Origin of the sequence: Streptomyces sp. AC550_RSS872, assembly GCF_019049285.1 — a bacterium.
Taxonomy (GTDB): domain Bacteria; phylum Actinomycetota; class Actinomycetes; order Streptomycetales; family Streptomycetaceae; genus Streptomyces.
Map to the genome: position 1 here is coordinate 67,967 of NZ_JAGMUL010000043.1, position 24,002 is coordinate 91,968.

Sequence of the window (24,002 nt, forward strand, 5' to 3'; positions counted from 1 at the left end):
CATCCGGTCGGGCCCGCCCTCGTTCGCTGTTCGCCCGGCCCGGCACAGTGACTCAAAAAAATCTGACGGCGATGTCGAGAACCCGTGATCGGCTCCGTCCCCGAGGTGAACGCGACCAGAATGGGTCGCACAGCATCGAGGAGAGACCATCATGGCGAAGTACCTGCTGCTCAAGCACTACCGTGGTGCCCCGGCCGCCGTGAACGACGTGCCGATGGACCAGTGGACGCCGGAGGAGATCTCGGCGCATGTGCAGTACATGCGCGACTTCGCGGACCGGCTCGAGAAGACCGGTGAGTTCGTCGACGGGCAGGCGCTCGCGCCGGAGGGGTCGTGGGTCCGGTACGACGGTGAGGGGCGGCCGCCGGTCACCGACGGGCCGTTCGCCGAGACCAAGGACCTCATCGCCGGCTGGATGGTGATCGACGTCGACACCTACGAGCGGGCCGTCGAGCTGGCCGGGGAGCTGTCGGCCGCCCCGGGCGCGGGTGGCAAGCCGATCCACGAGTGGCTGGAGGTGCGTCCGTTCCTGGCCGCGAACCCCAGCGTCGACGAGTGCCATTGATGAACGAGGCCCTGCTGAGGAGCCTCACGCCGAGCGTGCTCACGATCCTCGTCCGCCGCGGAGCCGACTTCGCGGCGGCCGAGGACGCCGTGCAGGACGCGCTCGTCGAGGCGCTCCGCGTCTGGCCGGCCGACCCTCCGCGGGATCCCAAGGGCTGGCTGGTCACCGTGGCCTGGCGGAAGTTCCTCGACCAGGCCCGGGCGGACAGCGCCCGCCGCCGGCGCGAGGACCGCGTCGACGAGGAACCGGCGCCCGGGCCCACGCCCGACGTGGACGACACGCTCCAGCTCTACTTCCTGTGCGCCCACCCGTCGCTGACCCCGTCGTCCGCGGTCGCGCTCACGCTGCGTGCCGTCGGCGGGCTCACCACCCGGCAGATCGCCCAGGCCTGTCTGGTCCCCGAGGCGACCATGGCGCAGCGCATCAGCCGGGCCAAGCGCACCGTCTCCGGTGTGCGGTTCGACCAGCCCGGCGATGTCGCCACCGTGCTGCGCGTGCTCTACCTGGTCTTCAACGAGGGTTACTCCGGTGACGTCGACCTCGCCGCCGAGGCCATCCGGCTCACCCGGCAGCTCGCGGCCGCGATCGACCATCCCGAGGTGGCGGGGCTGCTCGCGCTGATGCTGCTGCACCACGCCCGGCGCGCCTCCCGGACCGCGCCCGACGGCAGTCTGGTGCCGCTCGCCGAGCAGGACCGCGGCCGGTGGGACACCGCGTCGATCGCCGAGGGAGTCCGGATCCTCCAGGCGGCCCTCGCCCGGGACCGGCTGGGCGAGTTCCAGGCCCAGGCCGCCATCGCGGCCCTGCACGCCGACGCGCTCACCGCCGAGGAGACCGACTGGGTGCAGATCGTCGAGTGGTACGACGAGCTCGCGCGCCTCACCGACAGCCCGGTCGTCCGGCTCAACCGGGCGGTGGCCGTGGGCGAGGCCGACGGACCGCGCGCCGGGCTGGCCGCGCTCGCGGCGCTGGACGACTCGCTGCCCCGGCACACCGCGGTGGCGGCGTACCTCCACGAACGCGACGGCGACCTGCCTACGGCGGCGCGGCTGTACGCCGAGGCGGCCGAGAAGGCGTCCAACCTCGCCGAGCGGGACTACCTGACCCGCCAGGCCGCCCGGCTCAACGCCCGTACCCGTCACTGACGTACCCGGTCCAGGAACGGCTCAGCCCGCCCCAGGACTGCTCCTGGGGCGGGCTGCCTCTTACTCAGAGGGTCCGCACGGTCGGACCGGACGTCAGACCCCGGCCGGTTCCGGCTCGTCGGACGCCGAGCCCGAACCCGAGGTCGGCTCGTCCGGGACGCCCGCCTTCTTCGCCCTCTTCGCCGCCCGCTTCCTCGCGCGCCGCTCCTTGCGGAGCTCCACCATCGCGTACAGCGTCGGGACGAGGAGCAGGGTCAGCAGGGTCGAGGTGATCAGACCGCCGATGACGACCACGGCCAGCGGCTGCGCGATGAAACCGCCCTCGCCGGTGACGCCCAGGGCCATGGGCAGCAGCGCGAAGATCGTCGCCAGCGCGGTCATCAGGATGGGCCGCAGACGGTGCCGGCCACCCTCGATCACCGCCTCCACGACGCCGTAACCCTGCCGCCTGTACTGGTTGATCAGGTCGATCAGCACGATCGCGTTGGTCACCACGATGCCGATCAGCATCAGCATGCCGATCATCGCGGGGACGCCCATCGGGGTGCCGGTCGCCACCAGGAGGCCGATCGCGCCGGTCGCCGCGAACGGGATCGACACGAGCAGGATCAGCGGCTGGACCAGCGAGCGGAAGGTCGCCACCAGCAGCATGAACACGATCGCGATGGCCGCCAGCATCGCCAGGCCCAGGTTGGCGAACGCCTCGTCCTGGTCCTCGGAGACACCGCCGATCGAGGCCGTCGCGCCCGCCGGGAGGGTCAGCTCGTTGATCTTGGACTGTAGGTCCGCGCTGACCGCGCCGGTGTTGTCGCCGGTCGGCTTCGCCGTGATCGTGGCGGCGCGCTGGCCGTCGATGCGGGTCATCGAGACCGGCCCGTCCACCAGCTTCACGTCGGCGATGTCGCCGAGCCTCACCGGGCCCAGGCTCAGCTCCTGAAGCTGCTTCAGCGTCGTAGCAGGCTTGGCCGACCTGAGGACGACGTCCCGCTCGGTGTCGTCGAGGGTCGCCTGGGCCGCCGTGTTGCCGCGGACCGCCTGGGCGACCGCCATGCCGAGGGTCTGGTCGTTGAAGCCCGCCGCGGCCGCCTTGTCGTTGGCCTTCACCGAGATGCGCGGCACGCTCTGCGCCAGGTCGCTGGTCACGTCCGTGACGTCGTCCAGGCCGGCCACCGCCTCGCGGACCTGCTCGGCCGCCTTGCGCAGCACGTCCCCGTCGGCCGCCTTCACGACGACGCTCAGGTCCTGGGCGCCGAAGCCGTCACCGGCCGCGATGGTGGTCGTACCGGCGCCGTCGAGCTTCTTCAGGCCCGCCTCGATACGGTCCTGCACGTCCTCGTACGACGCCGAGTCCTCCAGCATGACCTGGTACGACGCCTGGTTGGTGTCGGTGCCGCCGCCGAAGGCCGCCATGAAGCCGGACGAGCCGATCGTGACCTGGTGGTCCTTCACGCCCTCGGTGCCGGCGAGCAGCTTCTCGACCTTCGTCGCCTGCTCGTCGGTCGCGGCGAGGCTGGTGCCCGGCTTCAACTCCTGCTTGACGGTGAGGACTTCCTGCTCGCCCTGGTCGAAGAAGTTCGTCTTCAGCAGCGGCGCCATGCCGAACGTGCCGAAGAGGACGACGATCGCGAGCAGCACGCTGGTGAGACGGCGGCGGGTCGCGAAACGCAGGACGGGGACGTAGAGGCGCTGGAGCCTGCTCCTCGCCTCCTTCTCCTCCGCCTTGCGGCGCGCCTCGTCGGCGTCCGCCGGGGTGCCCTTCGGGGCGCGCAGGAACCAGTACGACAGCACCGGGACGACCGTCAGGGAGACCAGCAGCGACGCCAGCAGGGCCGCCGTCACCGTCAGGCTGAACGAGCCGAACAGCTCGCCCACCATGCCGCCGGTCAGGCCGATGGGCAGGAAGACGGCGACGGTGGTGAGGGTGGAGGAGGTGACCGCCCCGGCGACCTCGCGGACCGCCTTGAGGATGGCCTCCTCGCGCTCCTCGCCGTAGCCGAGGTGCCGCTTGATGTTCTCCAGGACCACGATCGAGTCGTCGACGACACGGCCGATGGCGATGGTCAGCGCGCCGAGCGTCAGCATGTTCAGGGAGAGGTCCCTGGTCCACAGCACGATCAGGGCCAGGACCACCGACAGCGGGATGGACACCGCGGTCACCAGCGTCGAGCGGATCGACGCCAGGAAGACCAGGATGACGAGGACCGCGAAGAGCAGGCCGAGGGCGCCTTCCGTGGTCAGGCCGTCGATGGACTTCTTGACCGCCGGACCCTGGTCGCTGACGACCGTGACCGTGGCGCCCGCACCGAGGTCGCCGCGCATCTCCGCAAGCCTGTCCTGCACCGCGTCCGAGATGGCGACCGCGCTGCCGTCGCGGTCCATGGTGACGGCGACGGCGAGGGACGGCTTGCCGTTCGTGCGCGTGATGGAGTCGGCCGCGGCCTGCTCCTGCTCGACGGCGGCGACGTCACCGAGGCGGACCGGCTTCTGCTCGGCATCGGAAGCCGAGGCGCCCTGGCCGGTGACCATGAGGTCCTCGATCTGCTGGATCGAGGTGAAGCCGCCGCCGACCTGGACGGTGCGGTTGTCGCCGCCCTCGTCGAAGGAGCCGGCCGGGACGGTGGCGCCGCCGGCCTGGAGGGCCTGGGACAGGTCCGCCGAGGTCAGGCCGGCCCTGGCCAGCTTGGCGTCGTTCGGGGTCACGGTGACCTGGAGGTCGCGTACGCCGTCGACGGTGACCTGGCCGACGCCGTCGATGTCCTTCAGGTCCGGCACCAGCGTCCGGTCGATCTGGTCGGCCAGGGCCTGCTGGTCCTTGTCGGAGCTGACGGAGAGGACGACGGTCGGGATGTCGTCCGTGGAACCGGCGATGACCTGCGGGTCGACGTCGTCCGGCAACTGCACCCGGGCACGGTTGACGGCCTGCTGGACGTCGGCGACCAACTGCTGGGTGTCGGGGCCGTAGTCGAAGGACGCCATGATCACGGCGTTGCCCTCGCTCGCAGTCGAGGTGACGCCCGTGATGCCGTCGACGGCTTCGAGGCTGTCCTCGATCGGCTCGACGACCTGCTTCTCGACCACGTCCGGCGCGGCGCCCTGGTACGGCGCGAGCACGGACACCATGGGCAGTTCGATGGACGGCAGCAGCTGCTGCTTGAGCTGAGGTATCGCGATCGCACCGAAGGCGATGGCGATGATCGACATCAGGCCTATCAGGGCACGTTGGGCAAGGCTGAATCGGGACAGCCAGGACATGGGTTCAGGGTCTCTCTTCTGTGAGCGGCAGAAGTGGGCAGGTGCGTCCGCGGCGCACAAGTGAGCGCCCGCCCTTACACCCTGAGCCATCGGGGACCCCGGTTTCGTAGGCCCCAGGTCCATTTCCTTATACGGCGCCTACTCCCGGCGCAGTATGCGGGATGGAGTTCACTCCGCCCTTGGACGTACCAGCCCCGACTCGTACGCGATCACCACGAGCTGCGCCCGGTCGCGGGCGCCCAGCTTGGACATGGCCCGGTTGACGTGCGTCTTCACGGTCAGCGGGCTGACCTCCAGGCGTTCGGCGATCTCGTCGTTGGAGTGCCCGCCGGCGACCTGGACGAGAACCTCGCGCTCCCGGCCGGTGAGGGCGTCGAGCCGCTCGGCGCGGGCCGGGTCGTGGTCGTCGTCGGCGCCCTGGGCGAGGAAACGGGCGATCAGGCCCTTGGTGGCGGCCGGGGAGAGCAGGGCCTCGCCGCCGGACGCGACGCGGATGGCGCTGAGCAGCTCGTCGGGTTCGGACCCCTTGCCGAGAAAGCCGGAGGCGCCGGCGCGCAGCGACTGCACGACGTAGTCGTCGACCTCGAAGGTGGTCAGGATGACGACGCGGACATGGGCCAGCGCCGGGTCCGCGCTGATCATGCGGGTGGCGGCGAGGCCGTCGGTGCCGGGCATCCGGATGTCCATCAGGACGACGTCCGCCCGCTCCTCCTTGGCCAGCCGCACCGCCTCCGCGCCGTCGCAGGCCTCGGCGACGACCTCCATGTCGGGCTCGGAGTCGACCAGCACCCGGAACGCGCTGCGGAGCAGGGCCTGGTCGTCGGCGAGCAGGACGCGGATGGTCATGCGGGGTCCTCGTCTGTCATGGGGCGTAGGCGTCTTCGGTGGTCGTTCCGGTGGTCGTTCCGGTGGTCGCCGCGGTGGTCATTCGGCGTCTTCCGCGGGCCGGGTGCGGCTCTTGACCGGCAGGATCGCATGGACGCGGAAGCCGCCTCCGTAGCGGGGGCCGGTGGTGAGGGTGCCGCGCAGGGCGGTGACGCGCTCGCGCATGCCGAGCAGTCCGTGGCCGCCGCCCTCGGCGGTCTCGTCGTCGCCGGCGCCGTCGTCGAGGACGGTGATCTCGATGTCCGGGCCCACGCGGACGACGCTGACTTCGGCCTTCGCCTCCGGGCCCGCGTGCTTCTGCACATTGGTGAGGGCCTCCTGGATGACCCGGTAGGCGGCCAGGTCGACGGCGGCGGGGAGCGTGGTGCCCTGGTCGGCGCGGGCGATCTCCACCTGGAGGCCGGCGCTGCGGAAGGTGCCGGCGAGTTCGTCGAGGCGGTCGAGGCCGGGGGCGGGTTCGGTGGGGGCCTCGGGGTCGCCGGACTGCCGGAGCAGGCCGACCGTCGCGCGGAGTTCGTTGAGCGCGGAGCGGCTGGCCTCGCGTACGTGGGCCAGGGCCTCCTTGGCCTGGTCGGGGCGCTTGTCCATGACATGGGAGGCGACGCCGGCCTGGACGTTGACGAGGGCGATGTGGTGGGCGACGACGTCGTGCAGGTCCCGGGCGATCCGCAGCCGCTCCTCGGCGACACGGCGGCGGGCCTCCTCCTCGCGGGTGCGTTCCGCGCGTTCGGCGCGTTCGCGGATGGCGGCGACGAAGGCGCGGCGGCTGCGGACCGCGTCGCCCGCGGTGGCGCCGATGCCGGTCCAGGCGAAGATGGCGAGGTTCTCCTGGGCGTACCAGGGCAGGGGGCCGGCGAGCGTGGCGGAGCCGGTCAGGACGGTCATGGTGAGCAGGCCGACGCGCCAGGTGGTGGGGCGGTCGGTGGTCGAGGCGACGGTGTAGAGGGCGATGACCGCGGACATGGCGACGGGGGCGCGGGGGTCGCCGGTGACGGACTCGACGACGGAGGCGGTGCCGGTGAGGGCGAGGACCGTCATGGGGGCGCGGCGGCGGAAGACCAGGGCCGCGGCGCCGAGGGCGATGAGGAGCAGGCTGAGCGCGTCCGGGGTGCGCAGGGCCCAGGTGACCTCGTTCTCCCCGTGCGGGTCCACGAAGGAGCCGGCGACCATGCAGGCCAGGACGGCCGCGGCAAGTGCCGCGTCCAGCGCCATGGGATGCGCTTTCAGATGGCGGCGGACGCGCTCGAGGGTGCTCACGGTTGATTACCGTACGGCGTCCCTGCGGGGCTTGGAACGGGGGCTGAGTGGAGGTCCGTGTGTTTGTGACCGGCGTTGTGGTCCGCGTCCCTGGGGGCTGTGCCCCGGGACCGCCGCTGTCGGCCCTTCGGGCCTCGTCCTCAAACGCCGGACGGGCTGAAGATGCGGGCCGGCTGATACAGCCCAACCCGGGGTCAGCTCAACCCGGGATCAGGTCACCCCGGGATCAGGTCACCCCGGGATCAGGCCGTCGTCGCTCAGCAACTCCCGGACCTCCTCCAACGTCGCGTCCGGCGACGGCAGGATCAGTTCCGAGGGTTCCAGGGAGTCGTCGGGCAGGGGGTCACCCAGTTCTCGGACCTTGGAGAGGAGCGCGGTGAGGGTGCGGCGGAAGCCGGGGCCGTCGCCGTTCTCCATTTCCGTCAGGAGCTCGTCGTCGAGCTTGTTCAGCTCGGGCAGGTGACTGTCGGACAGCTTCACCTGCCCCTCACCCATGATCCGGACGATCATGTCGCCCATCTCGCCTCCTCGGCGTGGGCCCCGGCCGTCGGCTACTGCTTGTCGAAGCGCGGGGTGTCCTGCGGCTGCTGCTGGGCCTGCGACTGGCCGTTGCCGCCCTCGATCGCCTGCTGCGAGGACGAGCCTCCCGCCAGCTCCGCCTTCATGCGCTGCAATTCCAGCTCTACATCCGTACCACCGGAGAGCCGGTCCAGCTCGGCCTGGATGTCGTCCTTGTGCATGCCGGACTGGTCGTCGAGGGCGCCCGAGGCGAGGAGTTCGTCGATGGCGCCGGCCCGGGCCTGGAGCTGGGCCGTCTTGTCCTCGGCGCGCTGGATCGCCAGGCCTACGTCGCCCATCTCCTCCGAGATGCCGGAGAAGGCCTCGCCGATACGGGTCTGGGCCTGGGCCGCGGTGTACGTGGCCTTGATCGTCTCCTTCTTGGTGCGGAAGGCGTCGACCTTCGCCTGGAGGCGCTGGGCCGCCAGGGTGAGCTTCTCCTCCTCGCCCTGGAGGGTCGCGTGCTGTGTCTCCAGGTCCGTCACCTGCTGCTGGAGGGCGGCGCGGCGCGACAGCGCCTCGCGGGCCAGGTCCTCGCGGCCCAGCGCGAGCGCCTTGCGGCCCTGGTCCTCCAGCTTCGACGACTGCTGCTGGAGTTGGTTGAGCTGGAGTTCCAGGCGCTTGCGCGAGGTGGCCACGTCGGCGACGCCGCGGCGGACCTTCTGGAGCAGCTCCAGCTGCTTCTGGTACGAGTAATCGAGGGTCTCGCGCGGGTCCTCGGCCCGGTCAAGGGCCTTGTTCGCCTTCGCGCGGAAGATCATCCCCATACGCTTCATGACACCGCTCATGGGCTTCGCGCGCCCCCTTCTGACGTCCAGCTCCAGCTCTGCGACAGAACCCACAGTACGGGCCCTGCATCCATTGACGCACTGTTCGGGGACTGATGCGCTCATCCCCAAGGACGACTGCTGACGCTCCCGCTCCGGCGTAAGGAGTAGGTGACTCCCGGACCGTCCGCAACGTCCCCTCTGTCCCCCTAGGACGACTGGTGTTGCCGGATCGTTCCCCATGGGGCTGGGGTCCAACCGCCGGCACCCCGTACCCTTGGGTTTTGTGTTCCGTAGCCGTGCCAAGGAAGAGAAGGCCCAGGACGCCGACAAGGCGCCGGTGACCGACTCCACTCAGACCCGCCACCCCGAGGCCCCCAAGGGCCGCCCCACGCCCAAGCGCAGTGAGGCCCAGACCCAGCGCCGCAGCGTCGCCAACACGCCGACGTCGCGCAAGGAGGCCGCCAAGCGGCAGCGCGACGAGCGCCGGGCCGCGCTGGAGAAGCAGCGCCAGGCGCTGGCCGGGGGCGACGAGCGGTACCTGCCGGCCCGTGACAAGGGTCCGGTCCGCAAGTTCGCGCGTGACTTCATCGACTCGCGCTTCAACGTCGCGGAGTTCTTCCTCCCGATGGCCGTGGTCATCCTCGTGCTGAGCATGGTGCGCGTGGCCTCGCTGCAAAACATCGCGCTGCTGCTGTGGCTGGTCGTGATCGTGCTGATCGTGCTCGACTCGGTGGTCACCGGCTTCCGTCTGAAGAAGCGGCTCGCCGAGCGCTTCCCGGACACCAACCGGCGTGGCGCGGTCGCCTACGCGCTGATGCGCTCCCTCCAGATGCGCCGGCTCCGGCTGCCGAAGCCTCAGGTCAAGCGCGGAGAGCGGCCCTGAGCACAACTGCATTTTCCGGGGGTGCGGCCGACGCCTGGCTCAGCAAACTGGGCGGGCTGCGTGATGTCGTACGGCAGGAGCTGGTGGGCCGGCAGCTCGACGAGCAGATAGCCGGACGGTTCCCGGTCGGGCAGCGGCTGCGCGTGCTCGACGTGGGGATGGGCCAGGGCACCCAGGCGCTGCGGCTGGCCCGCGCCGGGCATCAGGTGACCGGCGTCGAGCAGGACCCGAAGATGATCGCGCGGGCCCGCGAGGAGCTCGCCGGCGAGCCGGAGGGCATCCGGGAGCGGGTGCGCATCGTCCAGGGCGACGGGCGCGACACCGGCGTCCACTTTCTGCCGGGCAGCTTCGACGTCGTGCTGTGCCACGGTGTGCTGATGTACATCGAGGAGCCCGACCCGCTGCTGGCCGGGCTGGCCCGGATGCTCGCCCCGGGCGGGCTGCTGTCGCTGCTGGTGCGCAACGGCGACGCGCCGGCCATGCGGCCCGGGCTGTCCGGGGACTGGGCGGGGGCGCTGGCCGCCTTCGACACGACCGCGTACCGGAACCGGCTGGGGCTCGACGCGCGGGCCGACCGGCTGGCGGATCTGACGGCGACGCTCGCGGGGATCGCGGCGCCGCTGCACGCCTGGTACGGGGTGCGGGTGTTCACCGATACGGCGGCCGACGGGGCGGAGATCCCGGCGGACGTGGAGACGTTGCTGGCGGTCGAGGAGCGGGCCGGGAAGACGGATCCCTATCGCGGTGTCGCGGCCCTGCTGCATCTGTGCGGAGTGCGCGGCTGATCCCGTTCGGGTGAGCAGGACGCGCCTCGTCCTGGCCCCGCGGTGAGACTCGGGGCATGGATGCTCGCCGTTTCCGTGCCCGGCGCCCGGCCGTCGCGGTCGCCGTCCTCGTCTGCTGTCTCGGCCTCCTCGCAGCGTGTTCCGGCTCCTCGGCGACGCGCGAGAACGAGGACTCGACGCGGCAGGCCGCCGTACCGAAGGCGGTCGCCGCGGTCGACGACCTCCAAAACGGCTATCTGAAGGTGATCGAGGACGTCCTGCCGTCGGTCGTGCAGATCCAGGCCAGGAACGACCTGGGGTCGGGCGTGGTCTACGACGGCCGGGGGCACATCGTCACCAACGCGCACGTCGTCGGGGACGAGCGGACGTTCCGGGTGATGACCGCCAACAGCGAGGACGAACTCACCGCACGGCTCGTCTCCTCGTACCCGGAGCAGGACCTCGCCGTCGTGAAGCTGGACAAGGTGCCGGACGGACTGAAGGCGGCGGAGTTCGGGGACTCGTCGAAGGTGGCGGTCGGGCAGATCGTGCTGGCCATGGGCTCCCCGCTCGGGCTGTCGTCCAGCGTGACGCAGGGCATCGTCTCGGCGACCGGACGGACCGTCACCGAGGGCGGTGGCAACGGGGGTACGGGCGCGACGATCGCCAACATGGTGCAGACGTCGGCCGCCATCAACCCCGGCAACAGCGGTGGCGCCCTGGTGAACCTGGACAGCCGGGTCATCGGCATCCCGACCCTGGCCGCCGTCGACCCCACTCTCGGGGAGGGCGCGGCGCCCGGCATCGGGTTCGCGATCCCGGCGTCGACGGTGAAGTCGATCGCCGACCAGATCATCAGGGACGGCCGGGTCACCGACTCGGGCCGGGCGGCGCTCGGCATCACCGGCCGTACGGTCGTGGACGACGACTACCGGGCGGCGGGCGTGGCCGTCGTCGAGGTGCTGACCGGCGGGGCGGCCGACCGGGCCGGTCTGGAGCGCGGGGACATCATCACCCGGCTGGGTGACGAGGACATCACCACCATCACGTCCCTGTCCGAGGCGCTGGCGGCCGACAAGCCGGGTGAGCGGACGACGGTGACGTTCACCCGTAACGGCAGTGAGAAGACGGTGGATGTGACGCTGGGTGAGCAGTGACGTGGTGAGCCAGGTCGCGGTGAGTAAGGGTGCGGTGAGCGGGAGAGCGGGGCGAGGGCGTACGGACGCCCTCGCCCCGTGGGCTCATGCCTCGGCGTGCAGGCTCATCGGGCCGTAGATCTCGCTGGCGTCCTCGAACAGCCGCACCTGGTCCGCGCCGCCCTCCTGAAGCGCCTTCCAGTGCTCCCCGATCCATGACTCGGCGTCCCCCTGGGTGGTGAACTCCTCGGGCTGCACCGCGGGCTGGACCTCCGCCCCGTCGGCCTTCTCGAACCGCCACGTCCATGCCGCCATGTACGCCTCCAAGGTGTCAGCACGTGCAGAGCCAAGGCCGGATCGAGGTCCGGCTCCTGCCCCTGAGCCTAGTCGGATGCGCGAGACCTGCGCGGACACGCGAAAATCAGTCTGTGGAACTGACTCTCCTCGGCACCGGTGCCCCCGCGGGACTCCCCCGCCCCGACTGTCCGTGCGCGGCGTGTGCGAGCGCGCTCGGCGGTGCCGCGCGGGCGGCGACCGCGTTGCTCGTGGACGGGGCGCTGCTGCTGGATCTGACGCCCGGGGCGGCGTTCGCGGCGGCCCGGGCCGGGCGTTCTCTGGGGAACGTGCGGCAGGTGCTGCTGTCGCATCCGCACGACGGGCCCGCCGTCGAGGTGCCGGGCGGGGTGCCGCAGCCCGGGCGGGTGCCGGACGGGCGGGAGTTGGCGCTGCTGACGGGGCATCGGGTGCGGGCGGTGGCGATGGACTCGCCGGGCACGGGGTACGCGGTCACCGGGCCGGACGGGCAGCGGCTGCTGTACCTGCCGCCGGGGGGCGCGCCGGCCGGGCTGGAGAACGGGGCCGTCGGGATGTACGACATGGTGGTCGCCGATGTCGTGGGGCGTCCGGACGCGCTGGCCAAGCTGCGGGCGGTGGGGGCGCTCGGGCCGACGACGGATGTCATCGCCGTACATCTGGATCATGACGCTCCGCCGGGCGCCGAGCTGCGGCGGCGGCTGGCCGCTGCGGGGGCGCGGGCGGTGCCGGACGGGACGACGCTGGTGGTGGGGGTGTACGAGGACGTGCCGGACGTGCCGCGCCGGACGCTGGTGCTGGGCGGGGCCCGGTCGGGGAAATCGGTGGAGGCGGAGCGGCGGCTGGAGGCCTTCCCGGATGTGCTGTACGTGGCGACGGGCGGTACGCGGGGCGGGGACACCGAGTGGGCGGCGCGGGTCGCCGTGCACCGGGAGCGGCGGCCGGGGTCGTGGCGTACGGCTGAGACATGTGACCTGGTGCCGCTTCTCTCCGAGGGTGGGGCGCCGTTGTTGATCGACTGTCTGTCCTTGTGGCTGACGGATGCGATGGACTCCGCCGGGGCGTGGGACGACGCGGTGTGGGCGGAGGGTGGGGAGCGGGCGCTGCGGGAGCGGGTGCGCGAGCTTACGGAGGCGGTGCGGGCGACTCGGCGGACTGTTGTCGCCGTGTCCAATGAGGTGGGGTCGGGCATTGTGCCGGCCACGGCTTCGGGGCGGAGGTACCGGGATGAACTCGGGCGGCTGAATGCCGCGTTTGCGGGTGAATGCGAGCAGGTGGTGCTGGTGGTGGCGGGGCAGGCGGTTGTGCTTCGTGGGTGATTCGCCTACGGGGGTGCCGCGGATTGTTGTTGTGCGGCTGCGGCTGCCTCGTGGCTGGTCGCGCCCACGCGGCGGTAGCCGCACATCAAATACAGCCCCGCGCCCCTAACGGGGCGCTTCCTTGCGGGCGATGACTCTGTACGCGTTCGAGAAGCGAGTGCGGCGCAGGGCCGGGGCCAGGAGGTGGTCAAGGGCCCAGGCCACGGCTACGACGGGTGCGCACGCTCGGGACAGGAGTGAGGGCAGGAGTCGCGTCAGGGCCAGGGACGTCGTGGCTGCGATGTCGTACGGGATGTGCGCGGCTCGGTGGTCCGTCGAGACGATCGTGCAGCCCTGGAGTTCCAGTTCCTCGCAGAGGGTGTGCAGGGGCATCAGGTGGAGGTGGCCCGGGCGGCTGTGCGGGATCCACAGGCGGCCGAGGAGTACGGCGAACACGCCGCGGGGGTTGGGGAGTTCGAGGAGGAGGTGGCCGCCCGGGCGCAGGACCGTGAGGGCGGCGCGGAGTTCCGCGCGGGGGTCCGGGGCGTGTTCGAGGTGGCGGAACATGCTGACGACGTCGTAGCGGGCGCGCAGGCGGGCAGTGATGCGGGGGTCGGTGAGGTGGCCGACGTGGGCTTCCTCCACCCGCTCGGCGACGCGGGCGTCCAGGACGCGGTGGGTGAGGTCCAGGCCGTCGAACGCCGTGTACGGGAAGAGTTCCTTGGCAGCCTCCGGGAAGCGGGCGAAGCCCGTGCCGACGTCCAGCCAGCTCTCCGGCTCGGGGAAGGGGAGCGCGGCGCGGGCCGCTGCTCTCAGCCGGCGGTACGGCAGCCGGGTGAGGCGTAGGTGCCGGGGGACGAATCGCTGGTCCCGGCAGGCGGCGAGGGTGAACGCGCAGTCGGCGCGGTGTCGTTCGGAGGGTGCGGTCGCGGTCATGAGCGGCTCCCGGGCGCGAGGGCGTACGGCGGGGGCGTACGCCCGGGGGGTACGGCGGGTGGAGCGAGCATGCCCGGACCATGCCCCGACAATCCACTGCAAAACGGAACGTATGGGATGTCGATCTTGGGTGCAACGACGTCACACGGATGGGGTGGTGACGTGGCGGGATCCGCGGGGGCCATGTGGCGCCGTTCTGTTCGACCGGTGCCGGTACTGTTCGGCGAATGAGCTCGCTTAATCTCGACGACTTCACTGATCTGATCGAGCGCCCCGACGGAGGGGTACGCCGTGACGCAGAGGCGCGCCGTGAGCGTCAGATCGTGCCGCCCGGGGCGCTGGGGCGCCTCGACGACCTGGGTGAGTGGCTGGCCGCCGCGCAGTCCGCCGTGCCGGTGCGGCCGATCGAACAGCCGCGGGTCGTTCTGTTCGCCGGCGACCACGGTGTCGCCGAGCTGGGGGTGTCGGCGCGCGAGGCGGGCAGCGCCGCGGAGTTGGTGCGGGAGATCCTCGAGGGCGGCCGGCCCGTGTCGGTGCTCGCGCGGCGGCTCGGGGTTCCGGTGCGGGTCGTGGACATGGCGCTGGACTGCGACCCGGAGTCGTTGCCGGAGGCGGTCGTACGGCATCGGGTGCGGCGCGGCAGCGGGCGTATCGATGTCGAGGACGCGTTGACGCCGGAGGAGGCCGAGGCGGCCTTCCGGGCCGGGGTGGCGGTGGCCGACGAGGAGGCCGACTCCGGTACGGATCTGGTGGTGCTCGGCGATGTGAGCGTGGGCGGCACCACGGCGGCGGGGGTGCTGGTCGCCGCGCTGTGCGGGACCGACGCGTCGGTCGTCACCGGGCGGGGCGGGCTGGCCATCGACGACCTGGCGTGGATGCGCAAGTGCGCGGCGATCCGGGACGCGCTGCGCCGGGCGCGGCCCGTGCTCGGGGATCAGCTCCAGCTGCTCGCGACGGTGGGCGGCGCGGACCTCGCCGCGATCACCGGGTTCCTGCTCCAGAGCGCGGTGCGGAAGATGCCGGTCGTGCTGGACGGGGTCGTGGTCGCCGCCTGTGCGCTGGTCGGCCAGCGGGTCGCCTTCCGGGCGCCGGACTGGTGGCTGGCCGCACACGACAGCGGGGAGCCGGGCCAGGCGAAGGCCCTGGACCGCATGGCCCTGGAGCCCCTGCTCGACCCGGGCGTCAAGGTCGGCGAGGGCGCCGGCGGCCTGCTGACCCTCTCCCTGGTCCAGGCCGCGGCGGCACTGGCCGCAGAGCTCCCGGAGCAGCCGGAGCCGGAGAAGCCGGAGGACTCGCAGACGTCGGCGGAGGAGGAGCCCGAGCCTGAGCAGGAGGGCGATTCGTCCTGATTGTCGGCATATGATCCCCACTCGTGAGAGCTGACGCCCTCGGCCGTCGGGCCCGTGCCGAGTGGGGAGCGTTGTACCTCGCCGTTCGGGGGGCGTTGGCCGAGCGGCCCTGGTGGGCGGCCGCGCCGATGACCATGGGAGCCGTCTGTCTGACGGGGCTGGTGCAGGGGGTGCAGAACCAGTCCTGGGGGTATCGGGTCGTCCAGGACCTCGGGGCCGTTCGCGCCGAGGATCCACTGTGGCAGGCGCTCGCGCGGACGCCGTTGTCGCTGTTCGCACCCGCCCTCGACCTGCCGGTGTGGGGCGCGCTCGCGCAGATCCTGGTGGTGTTCGGGATCGCGGAGCTCTGTCTGGGCTGGTGGCGGACGCTCGTCATCGCCTACGTCGCGACCCTCGCCGGCACACTGTACGCGCGCGCGGGCATCGCGCTCGGCCCGGACCACCCGATCGGGCTGCCCGCCTCGGACGCGCGGGTCGTGGACACGGGGCCGTCGGCGGCCGTGGTGGGGCTGGCGGTCTTCCTCGGGTGGCGCTACGGCGCGTATGTCACCGCCGCGGTGGTGATCGTGGCGATGGTGGTCGAGGTGGTACTGGAGGACAACCTCGCCGGGAAGGAGCACCTGGCGGCCATCGCGGCGGTGCTGGTGCTGTGCGCGGTGTCGGCGGTGCGTCAGCGGCGTTCCAGGGCCCGGGACGGGTCCACGTCAGGGGCGCCGCCGATCCAGTCCTGAAGTTTGCGGCTGGGCCCGATCCAGCGCTTGTCGTGGTGGTAGGCGCGCAGCCAGGCCTTGGCGCGGGCGCGCGGGCGGCGCCGGTAGAAGCGTCTCGCCCAGGGGGAGACGGGACGGGCCAGGCGGACGGCGCCGAACAGGGCGACGAAGGGGATGACCACCCCGAAGATCGCGATACGGGCCTTGCCCTTGAAGAGGGCGATCAGAGCGACGAGGAAGTTCCCGGCGATCGTGCTGAGCACCGTCCCGCGGTTCTGGAGCTCGTCGTCGCTGAGGTCGTTGACCCCGAAAGGCGCGTAGCCGAGGAGGAACAGGCCGACCACGGCGGCGGTGAGCACGACGACCTCTACGCTCTTGCGGCCCGCCTCGGTCCAGTACACGTCGTCCAGGTGCAGGATCAACGCGAACTCGTCCAGGACGAGCCCCGCGCCGATCCCGAAGACCACCGCGGCCGCGGCGGACCCGAAGCCCCGCTGTCCGCCGGCCACCGCGCAGAAGCCGCCGATGACCGTGAGGACGATTCCGGGGACGACATGGTGGATGTGGACGGCGCCGGTCTCGATGTTGCGGAACGGTCCTTTGCCCGCGCGGATGAGACGGGTGATGATCCGGGTGACGAGGAAGGTGACCACGAAGGCGGTCAGGGCCAGGAGCAGCGGGAGCTTCCCCGGTTCGACGATGTTGCGCTGCCACCAGTCACCCATGGTTTCAGTGTCTCCGGGTCAGGGGCGGGCCGCCTGGCGGAGCGGACGTCCGGCTACTGTGCCGACGTGTCCATGACCCCGCCGCCCCTGCACGGTCTCCGTTTCGCCTTCGGCACCCTGAGCGTTCTCCCCGTCAAGGTGAGCCGCTGGGACCGGGAGGCGGCGCGCGCCGGAATGCTGTGCGCCCCGCTGGTGGGGGTCGTCCTCGGCTGCGGTGCCGCCCTTGCCGCGCTCGTGCTGCTGTTCCTGGGTGCGGGCCCGCTCCTCGCCGCCGTCGCCGGCGCCGCCGTCCCCGCCGTACTCACCCGTGGGCTGCATCTGGACGGCATCGCCGACACTGCCGACGGGCTCGGCAGCGGCAGGCCCGCCGAGGACGCGCTGCGGATCATGAAGCAGTCGGACATCGGCCCCTTCGGGGTCATCACGCTCGTCTTCGTGCTGCTCGCGCAGGTGGCCGCGCTCTCCCGGCTGTACGACGGCTCCTGGACCCGGGGCGCCCTCGCCACCGTCGTCTCGGCCGTCGCCGCCCGCCTCGCGCTCACCCTCGCCGCCCGCACCGGAGTGCCCGCGGCCCGGCCTGAGGGGCTGGGGGCCGCGGTCGCCGGCGTCGTTCCGGTACGGGCTGCTGCGGCCGCCGCCCTGGTGGTGACCGGGGTCGCCGCGGCGGCGGGGGCGCTGCTGGGGACGTACGACATCGCCCGCACCGCCCTGGCGGTCCTCGCCGCGCTCGTCGCCGCCGAGCTGCTGCTCCGGCACTGCACGCGCCGCTTCGGCGGCGTCACCGGCGACGTCTTCGGCGGCCTCGCGGAGACGGCGGCGACCACCGCGCTCGTGGTGCTGACACTGGGCTGACACCGGTCTGCCCGGCGCTCAGCACGCCCCGCGCCACACCCCGAGGATGACCCCGATGCCCTGCACCCCGCACAGCCGTACGCCCGTGCCGCCCCGCCGCTCCCGCTGCCGTGCGCGCGTGTAGGCAGAGGATCAAGAAATGACCGTGACGCCACCGACAACCGTGACGCCACCGACAGGTGAACGCGGCAGGAATGAGCGAACGCTCACACGAGCGTAGGCTCGTCCCGAGTGTTCGCCGTACCGGGGAAGGCCCCGCTGACACCGCACCCACTGAGACCGCATCTTCAGGGCGGAACTAGGGTCGGCCGTCGGGCCCGGTCGACCCACACGTTTCGGCCATCGCAAACTTCACATCGGAAGCGAGATTTCACCACCGTGACTGCTCTCACTCTCAGCACCGCCGCGGCGCCCGGCCTGCGCGCCGACGCGATCGTGATCGGTGTCGCCAAGGGCTCTGGTCCCAAGGCGGCGGGCCCGGTCGTCGCACCGGGCGCCGAGGCCGTGGACAAGGCGTACGACGGCAGGCTCGCCGGCGTCCTGGAGACCCTCGGTGCCTCGGGTGCCGAGGGCGAGGTGACGAAGCTCCCCGCGCCCGCCGGGTTCAAGGCCCCGCTCGTGGTGGCGGTGGGCCTGGGTGCCGCGCCCGAGAAGGACGCCGAGTACGACGGCGAGGCGCTGCGCAAGGCCGCCGGTGTCGCCGCCCGCGCCCTCGCCGGTTCCAAGAAGGCCGCGTTCGCGCTGCCGCTGGGCGACGCCGGTGACGTCGGCGCCGTCGCCGAAGGCGTGCTGCTCGGGGCGTACTCCTTCGACGCCTACAAGGACAACGGCAAGAACGCATCGGCGAAGAAGAACGGCAAGGCTCCGCTCGCCGAGGCCGCGCTGCTCGGCGGCAAGCCCCGCGACAAGGAGCACAAGGCCGCGCTCGAGCGTGCCACCGCCGTCGTCGAGGAGCTCAACCGCGCCCGCGACCTGGTCAACACCCCGCCCAACGACCTCACCCCCGAGTCCTTCGCCGCCATCGCCACGGCGGCCGGCAAGGAGCACGGCATCAAGGTGCAGGTGCTCGACGAGAAGGCGCTGACCAAGGGCGGCTACGGCGGCATCCTCGGCGTCGGCTCCGGCTCGGCGGCCGGTCCGCGGCTGGTGAAGCTGTCGTACACGCACTCCGAGGCGGACAAGCACCTCGCCCTCGTCGGCAAGGGCATCACCTACGACTCGGGCGGCATCTCGCTGAAGCCGGCCGGGCACAACGAGACGATGAAGTGCGACATGAGCGGTGCGGCCGCCGTGTTCGCCGCCGTGGTCGCCGCCGCTCGGCTGGGCCTTGAGGTCAACATCACCGGGTGGCTGGCACTGGCCGAGAACATGCCCTCGGGCTCCGCCGTGCGCCCCGGTGACGTGCTGCGCATGTACAGCGGCAAGACCGTCGAGGTCCTGAACACGGATGCCGAGGGCCGGCTGGTGCTGGCGGATGCCCTCTGGGCGGCGTCGCAGGAGAAGCCGGACGCGATCGTGGACGTGGCGACGCTGACGGGTGCGATGGTGCTGGCGCTGGGGAACCGGACGTTCGGTGTCATGGCCAACGACGACGCGTTCCGCTCCGCGATCGTGGAGGCGGCCGAGGAGGTCGGGGAGCCGTCGTGGCCGATGCCGCTGCCGGAGCACCTGCGCAAGGGGATGGACTCTCCTACCGCTGACATCGCCAACATGGGTGAGCGGATGGGTGGAGGGCTGGTCGCCGGGCTCTTCCTGCGGGAGTTCGTGGGCGAGGGCATCACGTGGGCGCACCTGGACATCGCGGGGCCCGCGTTCAACGAGGGCAGCCCCTTCGGGTACACGCCGAAGGGTGGCACCGGCAGCGCGGTGCGGACCCTGGTCCGGCTCGCTGAACTCACCGCGGCCGGCGACCTGGGGTGAGGTTGCTCTGAACAAAAGGGGGCTCCGCGCGCGGGTAGGGCGGGGCCCCCTCCTTCATGCGCCTCGGGCATCCGCTCAACTGAACGTGGGGCGTCTCACACACCGGCCCGGCGTCTCGTTCGGTGTGGACAAGTGCGAAGATGGGGCTCGGCAGGACAGGGCCCCACCACAGGGCCGAAGAAAGAGCGGCCGGACACCAGCCGCCGACCGGTCACCGCTGACCGGCGTAGGCGCACATGCATGGAGGACGTGACGTGGCGAACGACGCCAGCACCGTTTTCGACCTAGTGATCCTCGGCGGTGGTAGTGGCGGTTACGCCGCGGCCCTGCGCGGGGCGCAGCTGGGCCTGGACGTCGCCCTGATCGAGAAGGACAAGGTCGGCGGCACCTGCCTGCACCGGGGATGCATCCCCACCAAGGCCCTGCTGCACGCGGGCGAGATCGCCGACCAGGCCCGCGAGAGCGAGCAGTTCGGCGTGAAGGCCACCTTCGAGGGCATCGACATCGCCGGGGTCCACAAGTACAAGGACGGTGTCATCGCCGGTCTGTACAAGGGCCTCCAGGGGCTTGTCGCCTCCCGCAAGGTGACGTACATCGAGGGCGAGGGGCGTCTCTCCTCCCCGACCTCCGTCGACGTGAACGGCCGGCGCGTCCAGGGCCGCCACGTCCTGCTGGCGACCGGCTCCGTGCCGAAGTCGCTGCCGGGCCTGGAGATCGACGGCAACCGCATCATCTCCTCGGACCACGCCCTCGTCCTGGACCGCGTACCGAAGTCCGCGATCATCCTGGGCGGCGGCGTCATCGGCGTCGAGTTCGCCTCCGCCTGGAAGTCCTTCGGCGCGGACGTCACCGTCATCGAGGGCCTGAAGCACCTCGTCCCGGTCGAGGACGAGAACTCCTCGAAGCTTCTTGAGCGCGCGTTCCGCAAGCGCGGCATCAAGTTCAACCTGGGCACCTTCTTCTCGAAGGCCGAGTACACCGCCGACGGCGTCAAGGTCACCCTCGCCGACGGCAAGGAGTTCGAGGCCGAGGTCCTGCTGGTCGCGGTGGGCCGCGGGCCCGTCTCCGCCGGTCTCGGCTACGAGGAGCAGGGCGTCGCGATGGACCGCGGCTACGTCCTGGTCGACGAGTACATGCGCACCAACGTCCCGACCATCTCCGCCGTCGGTGACCTCGTCCCGACCCTCCAGCTCGCGCACGTCGGCTTCGCCGAGGGCATCCTGGTGGCGGAGCGTCTGGCCGGTCTCAAGACCGTTCCGATCGACTACGACGGTGTCCCGCGGGTGACGTACTGCCACCCGGAGGTCGCCTCCGTCGGTATCACCGAGGCCAAGGCCAAGGAGATCTACGGCGCGGACAAGGTCGTCGCTCTGAAGTACAACCTGGCGGGCAACGGCAAGAGCAAGATCCTGAACACCGCGGGCGAGATCAAGCTCGTCCAGGTCAAGGACGGTGCCGTCGTCGGCGTCCACATGGTCGGCGACCGCATGGGCGAGCAGGTCGGCGAAGCCCAGCTGATCTACAACTGGGAGGCGCTGCCGGCCGAGGTCGCCCAGCTCATCCACGCCCACCCGACGCAGAACGAGGCGCTCGGCGAGGCCCACCTGGCCCTGGCCGGCAAGCCGCTGCACGCGCACGACTGACCCTCGGTCGACGAAGCGACTCCGCGTCCTAGCGACGACACAGACTTCCGCAATTCGTAAGGAGCAACCGAAACCATGGCGGTTTCCGTAACCCTTCCGGCGCTCGGCGAGAGCGTCACCGAGGGCACTGTCACCCGCTGGCTGAAGGCCGAGGGTGAGCGCGTCGAGGCCGACGAGCCGCTGCTCGAGGTCTCCACCGACAAGGTCGACACCGAGATCCCCTCCCCCGCCGCCGGCGTCCTGGCCTCCATCAAGGTCGCCGAGGACGAGACGGTCGAGGTCGGCGCCGAGCTGGCCGTGATCGACGACGGCACCGGCGCCCCGGCGGCCGCCCCGGCCCCGACCGCCGAGCCCGCCCCGGCCGCCGAGCCGGAGCCGGCCCCGCAGGCCGCGGCCCCGTCCACCGAGCAGGCCGCCCCGGCTCCGGCGCCCACCGCCGAGGCCGCTGCCGGCGCCGGCTCCGCCGAGGGCACGGACGTCGTCCTGCCCGCGCTCGGCGAGTCCGTCACCGAGGGCACCGTCACCCGCTGGCTGAAGTCGGTCGGTGACAGCGTCGAGGCCGACGAGCCGCTGCTGGAGGTGTCGACGGACAAGGTCGACACCGAGATCCCGGCGCCCGCCTCCGGCACGCTGCTGGAGATCGTGGTCGGCGAGGACGAGACGGCCGAGGTCGGCGCCAAGCTGGCCGTCATCGGCGTCGCGGGTGCCGCTCCGGCGGCCGCCCCGGCCCCGGCTGCCCCGGCTCCCGCCGCCGCTGCCCCGGCCCCGGCTGCCCCCGCGGCACCGGCACCGGCCCCCGCCGCTCCGGCCGCGCCCGCCGCTGCCGCCCCGGCTCCGGCCCAGCCCGCGGCTCCGGCTCCCGCGCCGGCCGCCCCGGCCCCGGTCACCCCGGCTCCGGCCGCCCCGGCCGCCGCCCAGGCGACCGACGAGGGCGCCTACGTCACCCCGCTGGTGCGCAAGCTCGCCGCCGAGAACGGCGTCGACCTGGCCACCGTCAAGGGCACCGGCGTCGGCGGCCGTATCCGCAAGCAGGACGTCATCGCCGCCGCCGAGGCCGCGAAGGCCGCCGCCGCTGCTCCGGCTCCGGCCGCTGCCGCCGCTCCGGCCGCCGCTGCCAAGAAGGCGCCGTCCCTGGAGGCCTCCCCCCTCCGCGGCCAGACCGTCAAGATGCCGCGCATCCGCAAGGTCATCGGCGACAACATGGTCAAGGCGCTGCACGAGCAGGCCCAGCTGTCGTCGGTCGTCGAGGTCGACGTCACGCGTCTGATGAAGCTGCGTGCCCGGGCCAAGGACGCGTTCGCGGCCCGTGAGGGCGTCAAGCTCTCCCCGATGCCGTTCTTCGTCAAGGCCGCGGCCCAGGCGCTGAAGGCGCACGCGCCGATCAACGCCAAGATCAACGAGGCCGAGGGCACGATCACCTACTTCGACACCGAGAACATCGGTATCGCGGTGGACTCGGAGAAGGGCCTGATGACCCCGGTCATCAAGCACGCGGGCGACCTCAACATCGCCGGCATCGCGAAGGCCACGGCGGACCTGGCCGGCAAGGTCCGCGCCAACAAGATCACGCCCGACGAGCTGTCCGGCGCGACCTTCACCATCTCCAACACCGGTTCGCGCGGCGCGCTCTTCGACACGATCATCGTGCCGCCGGGCCAGGTCGCGATCCTCGGCATCGGCGCCACGGTCAAGCGTCCCGCCGTGATCGAGACCGAGGAGGGCACGGTCATCGGCGTCCGCGACATGACGTACCTGACCCTGTCCTACGACCACCGCCTGGTGGACGGCGCCGACGCCGCCCGTTACCTGACGGCGGTCAAGGCCATCCTGGAGGCGGGCGAGTTCGAGGTTGAGCTCGGTCTGTAAGGCAACACCAGGGCTTTGAGCCTGCGAGTGCGCCCCGTCCGGAACTTCTCCGGGCGGGGCGCCGCTTTTTGGGGCGCCTGAGAGCTCGGTCCGGGCTGTCGTCGGGCGGGTGCGGGTAGTCGCCGGCTGGTCGCGCAGTTCCCCGCGCCCCTGCCGGCTCCGCCGCGACAAACAACCCGCACCCGCCAATCGACAGATCACCCCACCCCATTAGGCGCCCGGCCCACCCGAACCCCGTGTAAGTCTCGTCTCACCTGCACCAAAGCACCGTTGTCGGCCCTCACAGCGGAGCGCCCCGGCCGTATTGTCTAAACGTCAACGCGCCCTAAGGAGCACTCATGACCGCCCCCGTCATCCACTCGCTGCGCGAACAGATCCGCGAGCACATCCTGGAGGGGATCATCAGCGGGCGCTGGCAGCCGGGCGAGCGAATCGTGGAGCGGCGGATCGCCACCGAGCTGGAGGTCAGCCAGACTCCGGTGCGCGAGGCGCTGCGCGAGCTGGAGTCCCTGCGCCTGATCGAGTCGGCGCCGAACAAGGGCGTACGCGTACGGAGCCTGACGGCCGCCGATCTGGAGGAGAGCTACCCGGTCCGGGCCGGCCTGGAGGCCATCGCCGCGGAACTCGCGGCCGACCGCCTCGCCGAGGACTGCTCCGCCCTGGAGCCCCATGTCTCCGCCCTGTACCAGGCCGACCGCGAGGCCGACGGCACGGCCCAGGTGCGGCACACGGTCGCCTTCCACCGCGAGCTGGTGCGCGCCGCGGGCAACTCGGTGCTGCTGCACACCTGGGAAGGCCTCGGCATCGAGGTGTTCACGGCGCTGTCCATCCGGTGGCTGGGGACGGTGCAGCAGTCGTACGCGGAGGAGCACGAGGAGCTGGTGGCAGCGTTCCAGCGCCGGGATCCGCGGATCGCCGAGATCGTCAAGGCACACGTACTCGGGTGCGCGCCGCGGCACGAGGCCTGAGCGCGGCCCCGCTCAAACGTAGCCTCACCTGCGAAAACCCCAGGGGATCGCGGCACCCGGTGCCTGCCCGAAAGGCACCGGGTGCCGACTTTCTCGCGATCAAGAGCTTTTCGCCCTCAACCCTTTGATCGATCATCGATCAGCGAGTTATTGTCGCCGACGGGCCACGCGGCAGAGCCGCAAGGTGTCACCGCACCGAGGCCCTCCG

21 protein-coding genes are annotated in these 24,002 nt (G+C 71.8%); 13 read left to right on the forward strand and 8 right to left on the reverse strand.

The window, feature by feature from the left end; genetic code table 11:
- The first annotated feature begins 151 nt into the window (after positions 1-151).
- Both KUM44_RS19850 and KUM44_RS19855 read left to right on the forward strand, forming a co-directional pair.
- Positions 152-565, forward strand: a complete 414-nt coding sequence (locus KUM44_RS19850; protein WP_217209467.1) for a YciI family protein — start codon at positions 152-154, stop codon at positions 563-565.
- On the forward strand, positions 565-1,710 hold the full coding sequence (locus KUM44_RS19855; protein WP_217209469.1) for an RNA polymerase sigma factor: 1,146 nt from the start codon (positions 565-567) through the stop codon (positions 1,708-1,710). The genes KUM44_RS19850 and KUM44_RS19855 overlap by 1 nt, the downstream gene beginning before the upstream one ends.
- 93 nt (positions 1,711-1,803) lie before the next feature.
- On the opposite strand, the gene KUM44_RS19860 is transcribed toward KUM44_RS19855, so the two are convergent.
- The 5 genes from KUM44_RS19860 to KUM44_RS19880 all read right to left on the reverse strand — a co-directional run bounded on the left by KUM44_RS19860 (position 1,804) and on the right by KUM44_RS19880 (position 8,438).
- Positions 1,804-4,962, reverse strand: a complete 3,159-nt coding sequence (locus KUM44_RS19860; RefSeq protein WP_217209471.1) for an efflux RND transporter permease subunit — start codon at positions 4,960-4,962, stop codon at positions 1,804-1,806.
- A gap of 168 nt (positions 4,963-5,130) precedes the next feature.
- Positions 5,131-5,808 (reverse strand): response regulator transcription factor, encoded by a 678-nt coding sequence (locus KUM44_RS19865; protein WP_217209472.1) that lies wholly within the window; start codon positions 5,806-5,808, stop codon positions 5,131-5,133.
- A gap of 78 nt (positions 5,809-5,886) precedes the next feature.
- A complete protein-coding gene (locus KUM44_RS19870; protein ID WP_217209475.1) occupies positions 5,887-7,104 on the reverse strand; it encodes a sensor histidine kinase in 1,218 nt (405 codons plus the stop codon).
- A gap of 231 nt (positions 7,105-7,335) precedes the next feature.
- Positions 7,336-7,614, reverse strand: a complete 279-nt coding sequence (locus tag KUM44_RS19875; RefSeq protein WP_062719341.1) for a hypothetical protein — start codon at positions 7,612-7,614, stop codon at positions 7,336-7,338.
- A 41-nt stretch (positions 7,615-7,655) separates the two neighbouring features.
- Positions 7,656-8,438 (reverse strand): PspA/IM30 family protein, encoded by a 783-nt coding sequence (locus tag KUM44_RS19880; RefSeq protein ID WP_254389766.1) that lies wholly within the window; start codon positions 8,436-8,438, stop codon positions 7,656-7,658.
- A 232-nt stretch (positions 8,439-8,670) separates the two neighbouring features.
- On the opposite strand from KUM44_RS19880, the gene KUM44_RS19885 reads away from it, so the two are divergent.
- From KUM44_RS19885 to KUM44_RS19895, 3 genes are all read left to right on the forward strand, one after another.
- Entirely contained in the window at positions 8,671-9,315 is a 645-nt protein-coding gene (locus tag KUM44_RS19885) for a DUF3043 domain-containing protein (protein WP_217209478.1), read from the forward strand.
- An 83-nt stretch (positions 9,316-9,398) separates the two neighbouring features.
- The gene (locus tag KUM44_RS19890; RefSeq protein WP_217209480.1) at positions 9,399-10,100 is read left to right on the forward strand and encodes a bifunctional 2-polyprenyl-6-hydroxyphenol methylase/3-demethylubiquinol 3-O-methyltransferase UbiG; all 702 of its coding nucleotides are present in this window, start codon (positions 9,399-9,401) and stop codon (positions 10,098-10,100) included.
- A 56-nt stretch (positions 10,101-10,156) separates the two neighbouring features.
- Entirely contained in the window at positions 10,157-11,236 is a 1,080-nt protein-coding gene (locus KUM44_RS19895; protein ID WP_217209482.1) for a S1C family serine protease, read from the forward strand.
- Positions 11,237-11,320: 84 nt separating this feature from the next.
- On the opposite strand, the gene KUM44_RS19900 is transcribed toward KUM44_RS19895, so the two are convergent.
- A complete protein-coding gene (locus KUM44_RS19900) occupies positions 11,321-11,530 on the reverse strand; it encodes a hypothetical protein (protein ID WP_217209484.1) in 210 nt (69 codons plus the stop codon).
- A gap of 113 nt (positions 11,531-11,643) precedes the next feature.
- Between KUM44_RS19900 and KUM44_RS19905 the strand changes: the two genes are divergently transcribed.
- On the forward strand, positions 11,644-12,846 hold the full coding sequence (locus tag KUM44_RS19905; RefSeq protein ID WP_217209486.1) for a bifunctional adenosylcobinamide kinase/adenosylcobinamide-phosphate guanylyltransferase: 1,203 nt from the start codon (positions 11,644-11,646) through the stop codon (positions 12,844-12,846).
- A 105-nt stretch (positions 12,847-12,951) separates the two neighbouring features.
- Here the strand turns inward: KUM44_RS19905 and KUM44_RS19910 are convergent, their stop codons facing one another.
- Positions 12,952-13,761, reverse strand: coding sequence for a class I SAM-dependent methyltransferase (locus KUM44_RS19910; RefSeq protein ID WP_217209487.1), 810 nt, complete (start codon positions 13,759-13,761; stop codon positions 12,952-12,954).
- 227 nt (positions 13,762-13,988) lie between these two features.
- Here KUM44_RS19910 and cobT point away from each other — a divergent pair, with 227 nt between their 5' ends.
- Both cobT and KUM44_RS19920 read left to right on the forward strand, forming a co-directional pair.
- Positions 13,989-15,110: a nicotinate-nucleotide--dimethylbenzimidazole phosphoribosyltransferase gene (gene cobT / locus KUM44_RS19915; protein WP_217209488.1), complete on the forward strand. Its 1,122-nt coding sequence runs from the start codon at positions 13,989-13,991 to the stop codon at positions 15,108-15,110.
- Between the two features lie 23 nt (positions 15,111-15,133).
- The gene (locus KUM44_RS19920) at positions 15,134-15,841 is read left to right on the forward strand and encodes a hypothetical protein (protein WP_217209489.1); all 708 of its coding nucleotides are present in this window, start codon (positions 15,134-15,136) and stop codon (positions 15,839-15,841) included.
- Here KUM44_RS19920 and KUM44_RS19925 read toward each other — a convergent pair.
- On the reverse strand, positions 15,781-16,545 hold the full coding sequence (locus tag KUM44_RS19925; RefSeq protein WP_217209490.1) for a hypothetical protein: 765 nt from the start codon (positions 16,543-16,545) through the stop codon (positions 15,781-15,783). The two genes, KUM44_RS19920 and KUM44_RS19925, sit on opposite strands and share 61 nt — an antisense overlap.
- A gap of 72 nt (positions 16,546-16,617) precedes the next feature.
- Between KUM44_RS19925 and KUM44_RS19930 the strand changes: the two genes are divergently transcribed.
- The 5 genes from KUM44_RS19930 (at position 16,618) to KUM44_RS19950 (ending at position 23,794) form a co-directional block, all read left to right on the forward strand.
- Entirely contained in the window at positions 16,618-17,397 is a 780-nt protein-coding gene (locus tag KUM44_RS19930; protein WP_217209531.1) for an adenosylcobinamide-GDP ribazoletransferase, read from the forward strand.
- A 378-nt stretch (positions 17,398-17,775) separates the two neighbouring features.
- Positions 17,776-19,317, forward strand: a complete 1,542-nt coding sequence (locus tag KUM44_RS19935; RefSeq protein WP_217209491.1) for a leucyl aminopeptidase — start codon at positions 17,776-17,778, stop codon at positions 19,315-19,317.
- Positions 19,318-19,571: 254 nt separating this feature from the next.
- Positions 19,572-20,960 (forward strand): dihydrolipoyl dehydrogenase, encoded by a 1,389-nt coding sequence (gene lpdA, locus KUM44_RS19940; RefSeq protein ID WP_217209492.1) that lies wholly within the window; start codon positions 19,572-19,574, stop codon positions 20,958-20,960.
- A gap of 75 nt (positions 20,961-21,035) precedes the next feature.
- Positions 21,036-22,826, forward strand: coding sequence for a 2-oxoglutarate dehydrogenase, E2 component, dihydrolipoamide succinyltransferase (gene sucB / locus KUM44_RS19945; RefSeq protein ID WP_217209494.1), 1,791 nt, complete (start codon positions 21,036-21,038; stop codon positions 22,824-22,826).
- Between the two features lie 338 nt (positions 22,827-23,164).
- Complete coding sequence (locus tag KUM44_RS19950; RefSeq protein WP_217209496.1) at positions 23,165-23,794, forward strand: GntR family transcriptional regulator; 630 nt, start codon at positions 23,165-23,167, stop codon at positions 23,792-23,794.
- The last annotated feature ends 208 nt before the right edge of the window (positions 23,795-24,002 follow it).

What these genes read in the sequence shown, in the direction of transcription:
- KUM44_RS19850 (WP_217209467.1), top strand. Translation starts at nt 152, where the DNA reads ATGGCGAAGTACCTGCTGCTCAAGCACTACCGTGGTGCCCCGGCCGCC.
- KUM44_RS19855 (WP_217209469.1), top strand. Translation starts at nt 565, where the DNA reads ATGAACGAGGCCCTGCTGAGGAGCCTCACGCCGAGCGTGCTCACGATC.
- KUM44_RS19860 (WP_217209471.1), bottom strand. Translation starts at nt 4,962, where the DNA reads ATGTCCTGGCTGTCCCGATTCAGCCTTGCCCAACGTGCCCTGATAGGC.
- KUM44_RS19865 (WP_217209472.1), bottom strand. Translation starts at nt 5,808, where the DNA reads ATGACCATCCGCGTCCTGCTCGCCGACGACCAGGCCCTGCTCCGCAGC.
- KUM44_RS19875 (WP_062719341.1), bottom strand. Translation starts at nt 7,614, where the DNA reads ATGATCGTCCGGATCATGGGTGAGGGGCAGGTGAAGCTGTCCGACAGT.
- KUM44_RS19880 (WP_254389766.1), bottom strand. Translation starts at nt 8,438, where the DNA reads ATGAAGCGTATGGGGATGATCTTCCGCGCGAAGGCGAACAAGGCCCTT.
- KUM44_RS19885 (WP_217209478.1), top strand. Translation starts at nt 8,671, where the DNA reads ATGGGGCTGGGGTCCAACCGCCGGCACCCCGTACCCTTGGGTTTTGTG.
- KUM44_RS19895 (WP_217209482.1), top strand. Translation starts at nt 10,157, where the DNA reads ATGGATGCTCGCCGTTTCCGTGCCCGGCGCCCGGCCGTCGCGGTCGCC.
- KUM44_RS19900 (WP_217209484.1), bottom strand. Translation starts at nt 11,530, where the DNA reads ATGGCGGCATGGACGTGGCGGTTCGAGAAGGCCGACGGGGCGGAGGTC.
- KUM44_RS19910 (WP_217209487.1), bottom strand. Translation starts at nt 13,761, where the DNA reads ATGACCGCGACCGCACCCTCCGAACGACACCGCGCCGACTGCGCGTTC.
- cobT (WP_217209488.1), top strand. Translation starts at nt 13,989, where the DNA reads ATGAGCTCGCTTAATCTCGACGACTTCACTGATCTGATCGAGCGCCCC.
- KUM44_RS19925 (WP_217209490.1), bottom strand. Translation starts at nt 16,545, where the DNA reads ATGGGTGACTGGTGGCAGCGCAACATCGTCGAACCGGGGAAGCTCCCG.
- KUM44_RS19930 (WP_217209531.1), top strand. Translation starts at nt 16,618, where the DNA reads ATGACCCCGCCGCCCCTGCACGGTCTCCGTTTCGCCTTCGGCACCCTG.
- sucB (WP_217209494.1), top strand. Translation starts at nt 21,036, where the DNA reads ATGGCGGTTTCCGTAACCCTTCCGGCGCTCGGCGAGAGCGTCACCGAG.
- KUM44_RS19950 (WP_217209496.1), top strand. Translation starts at nt 23,165, where the DNA reads ATGACCGCCCCCGTCATCCACTCGCTGCGCGAACAGATCCGCGAGCAC.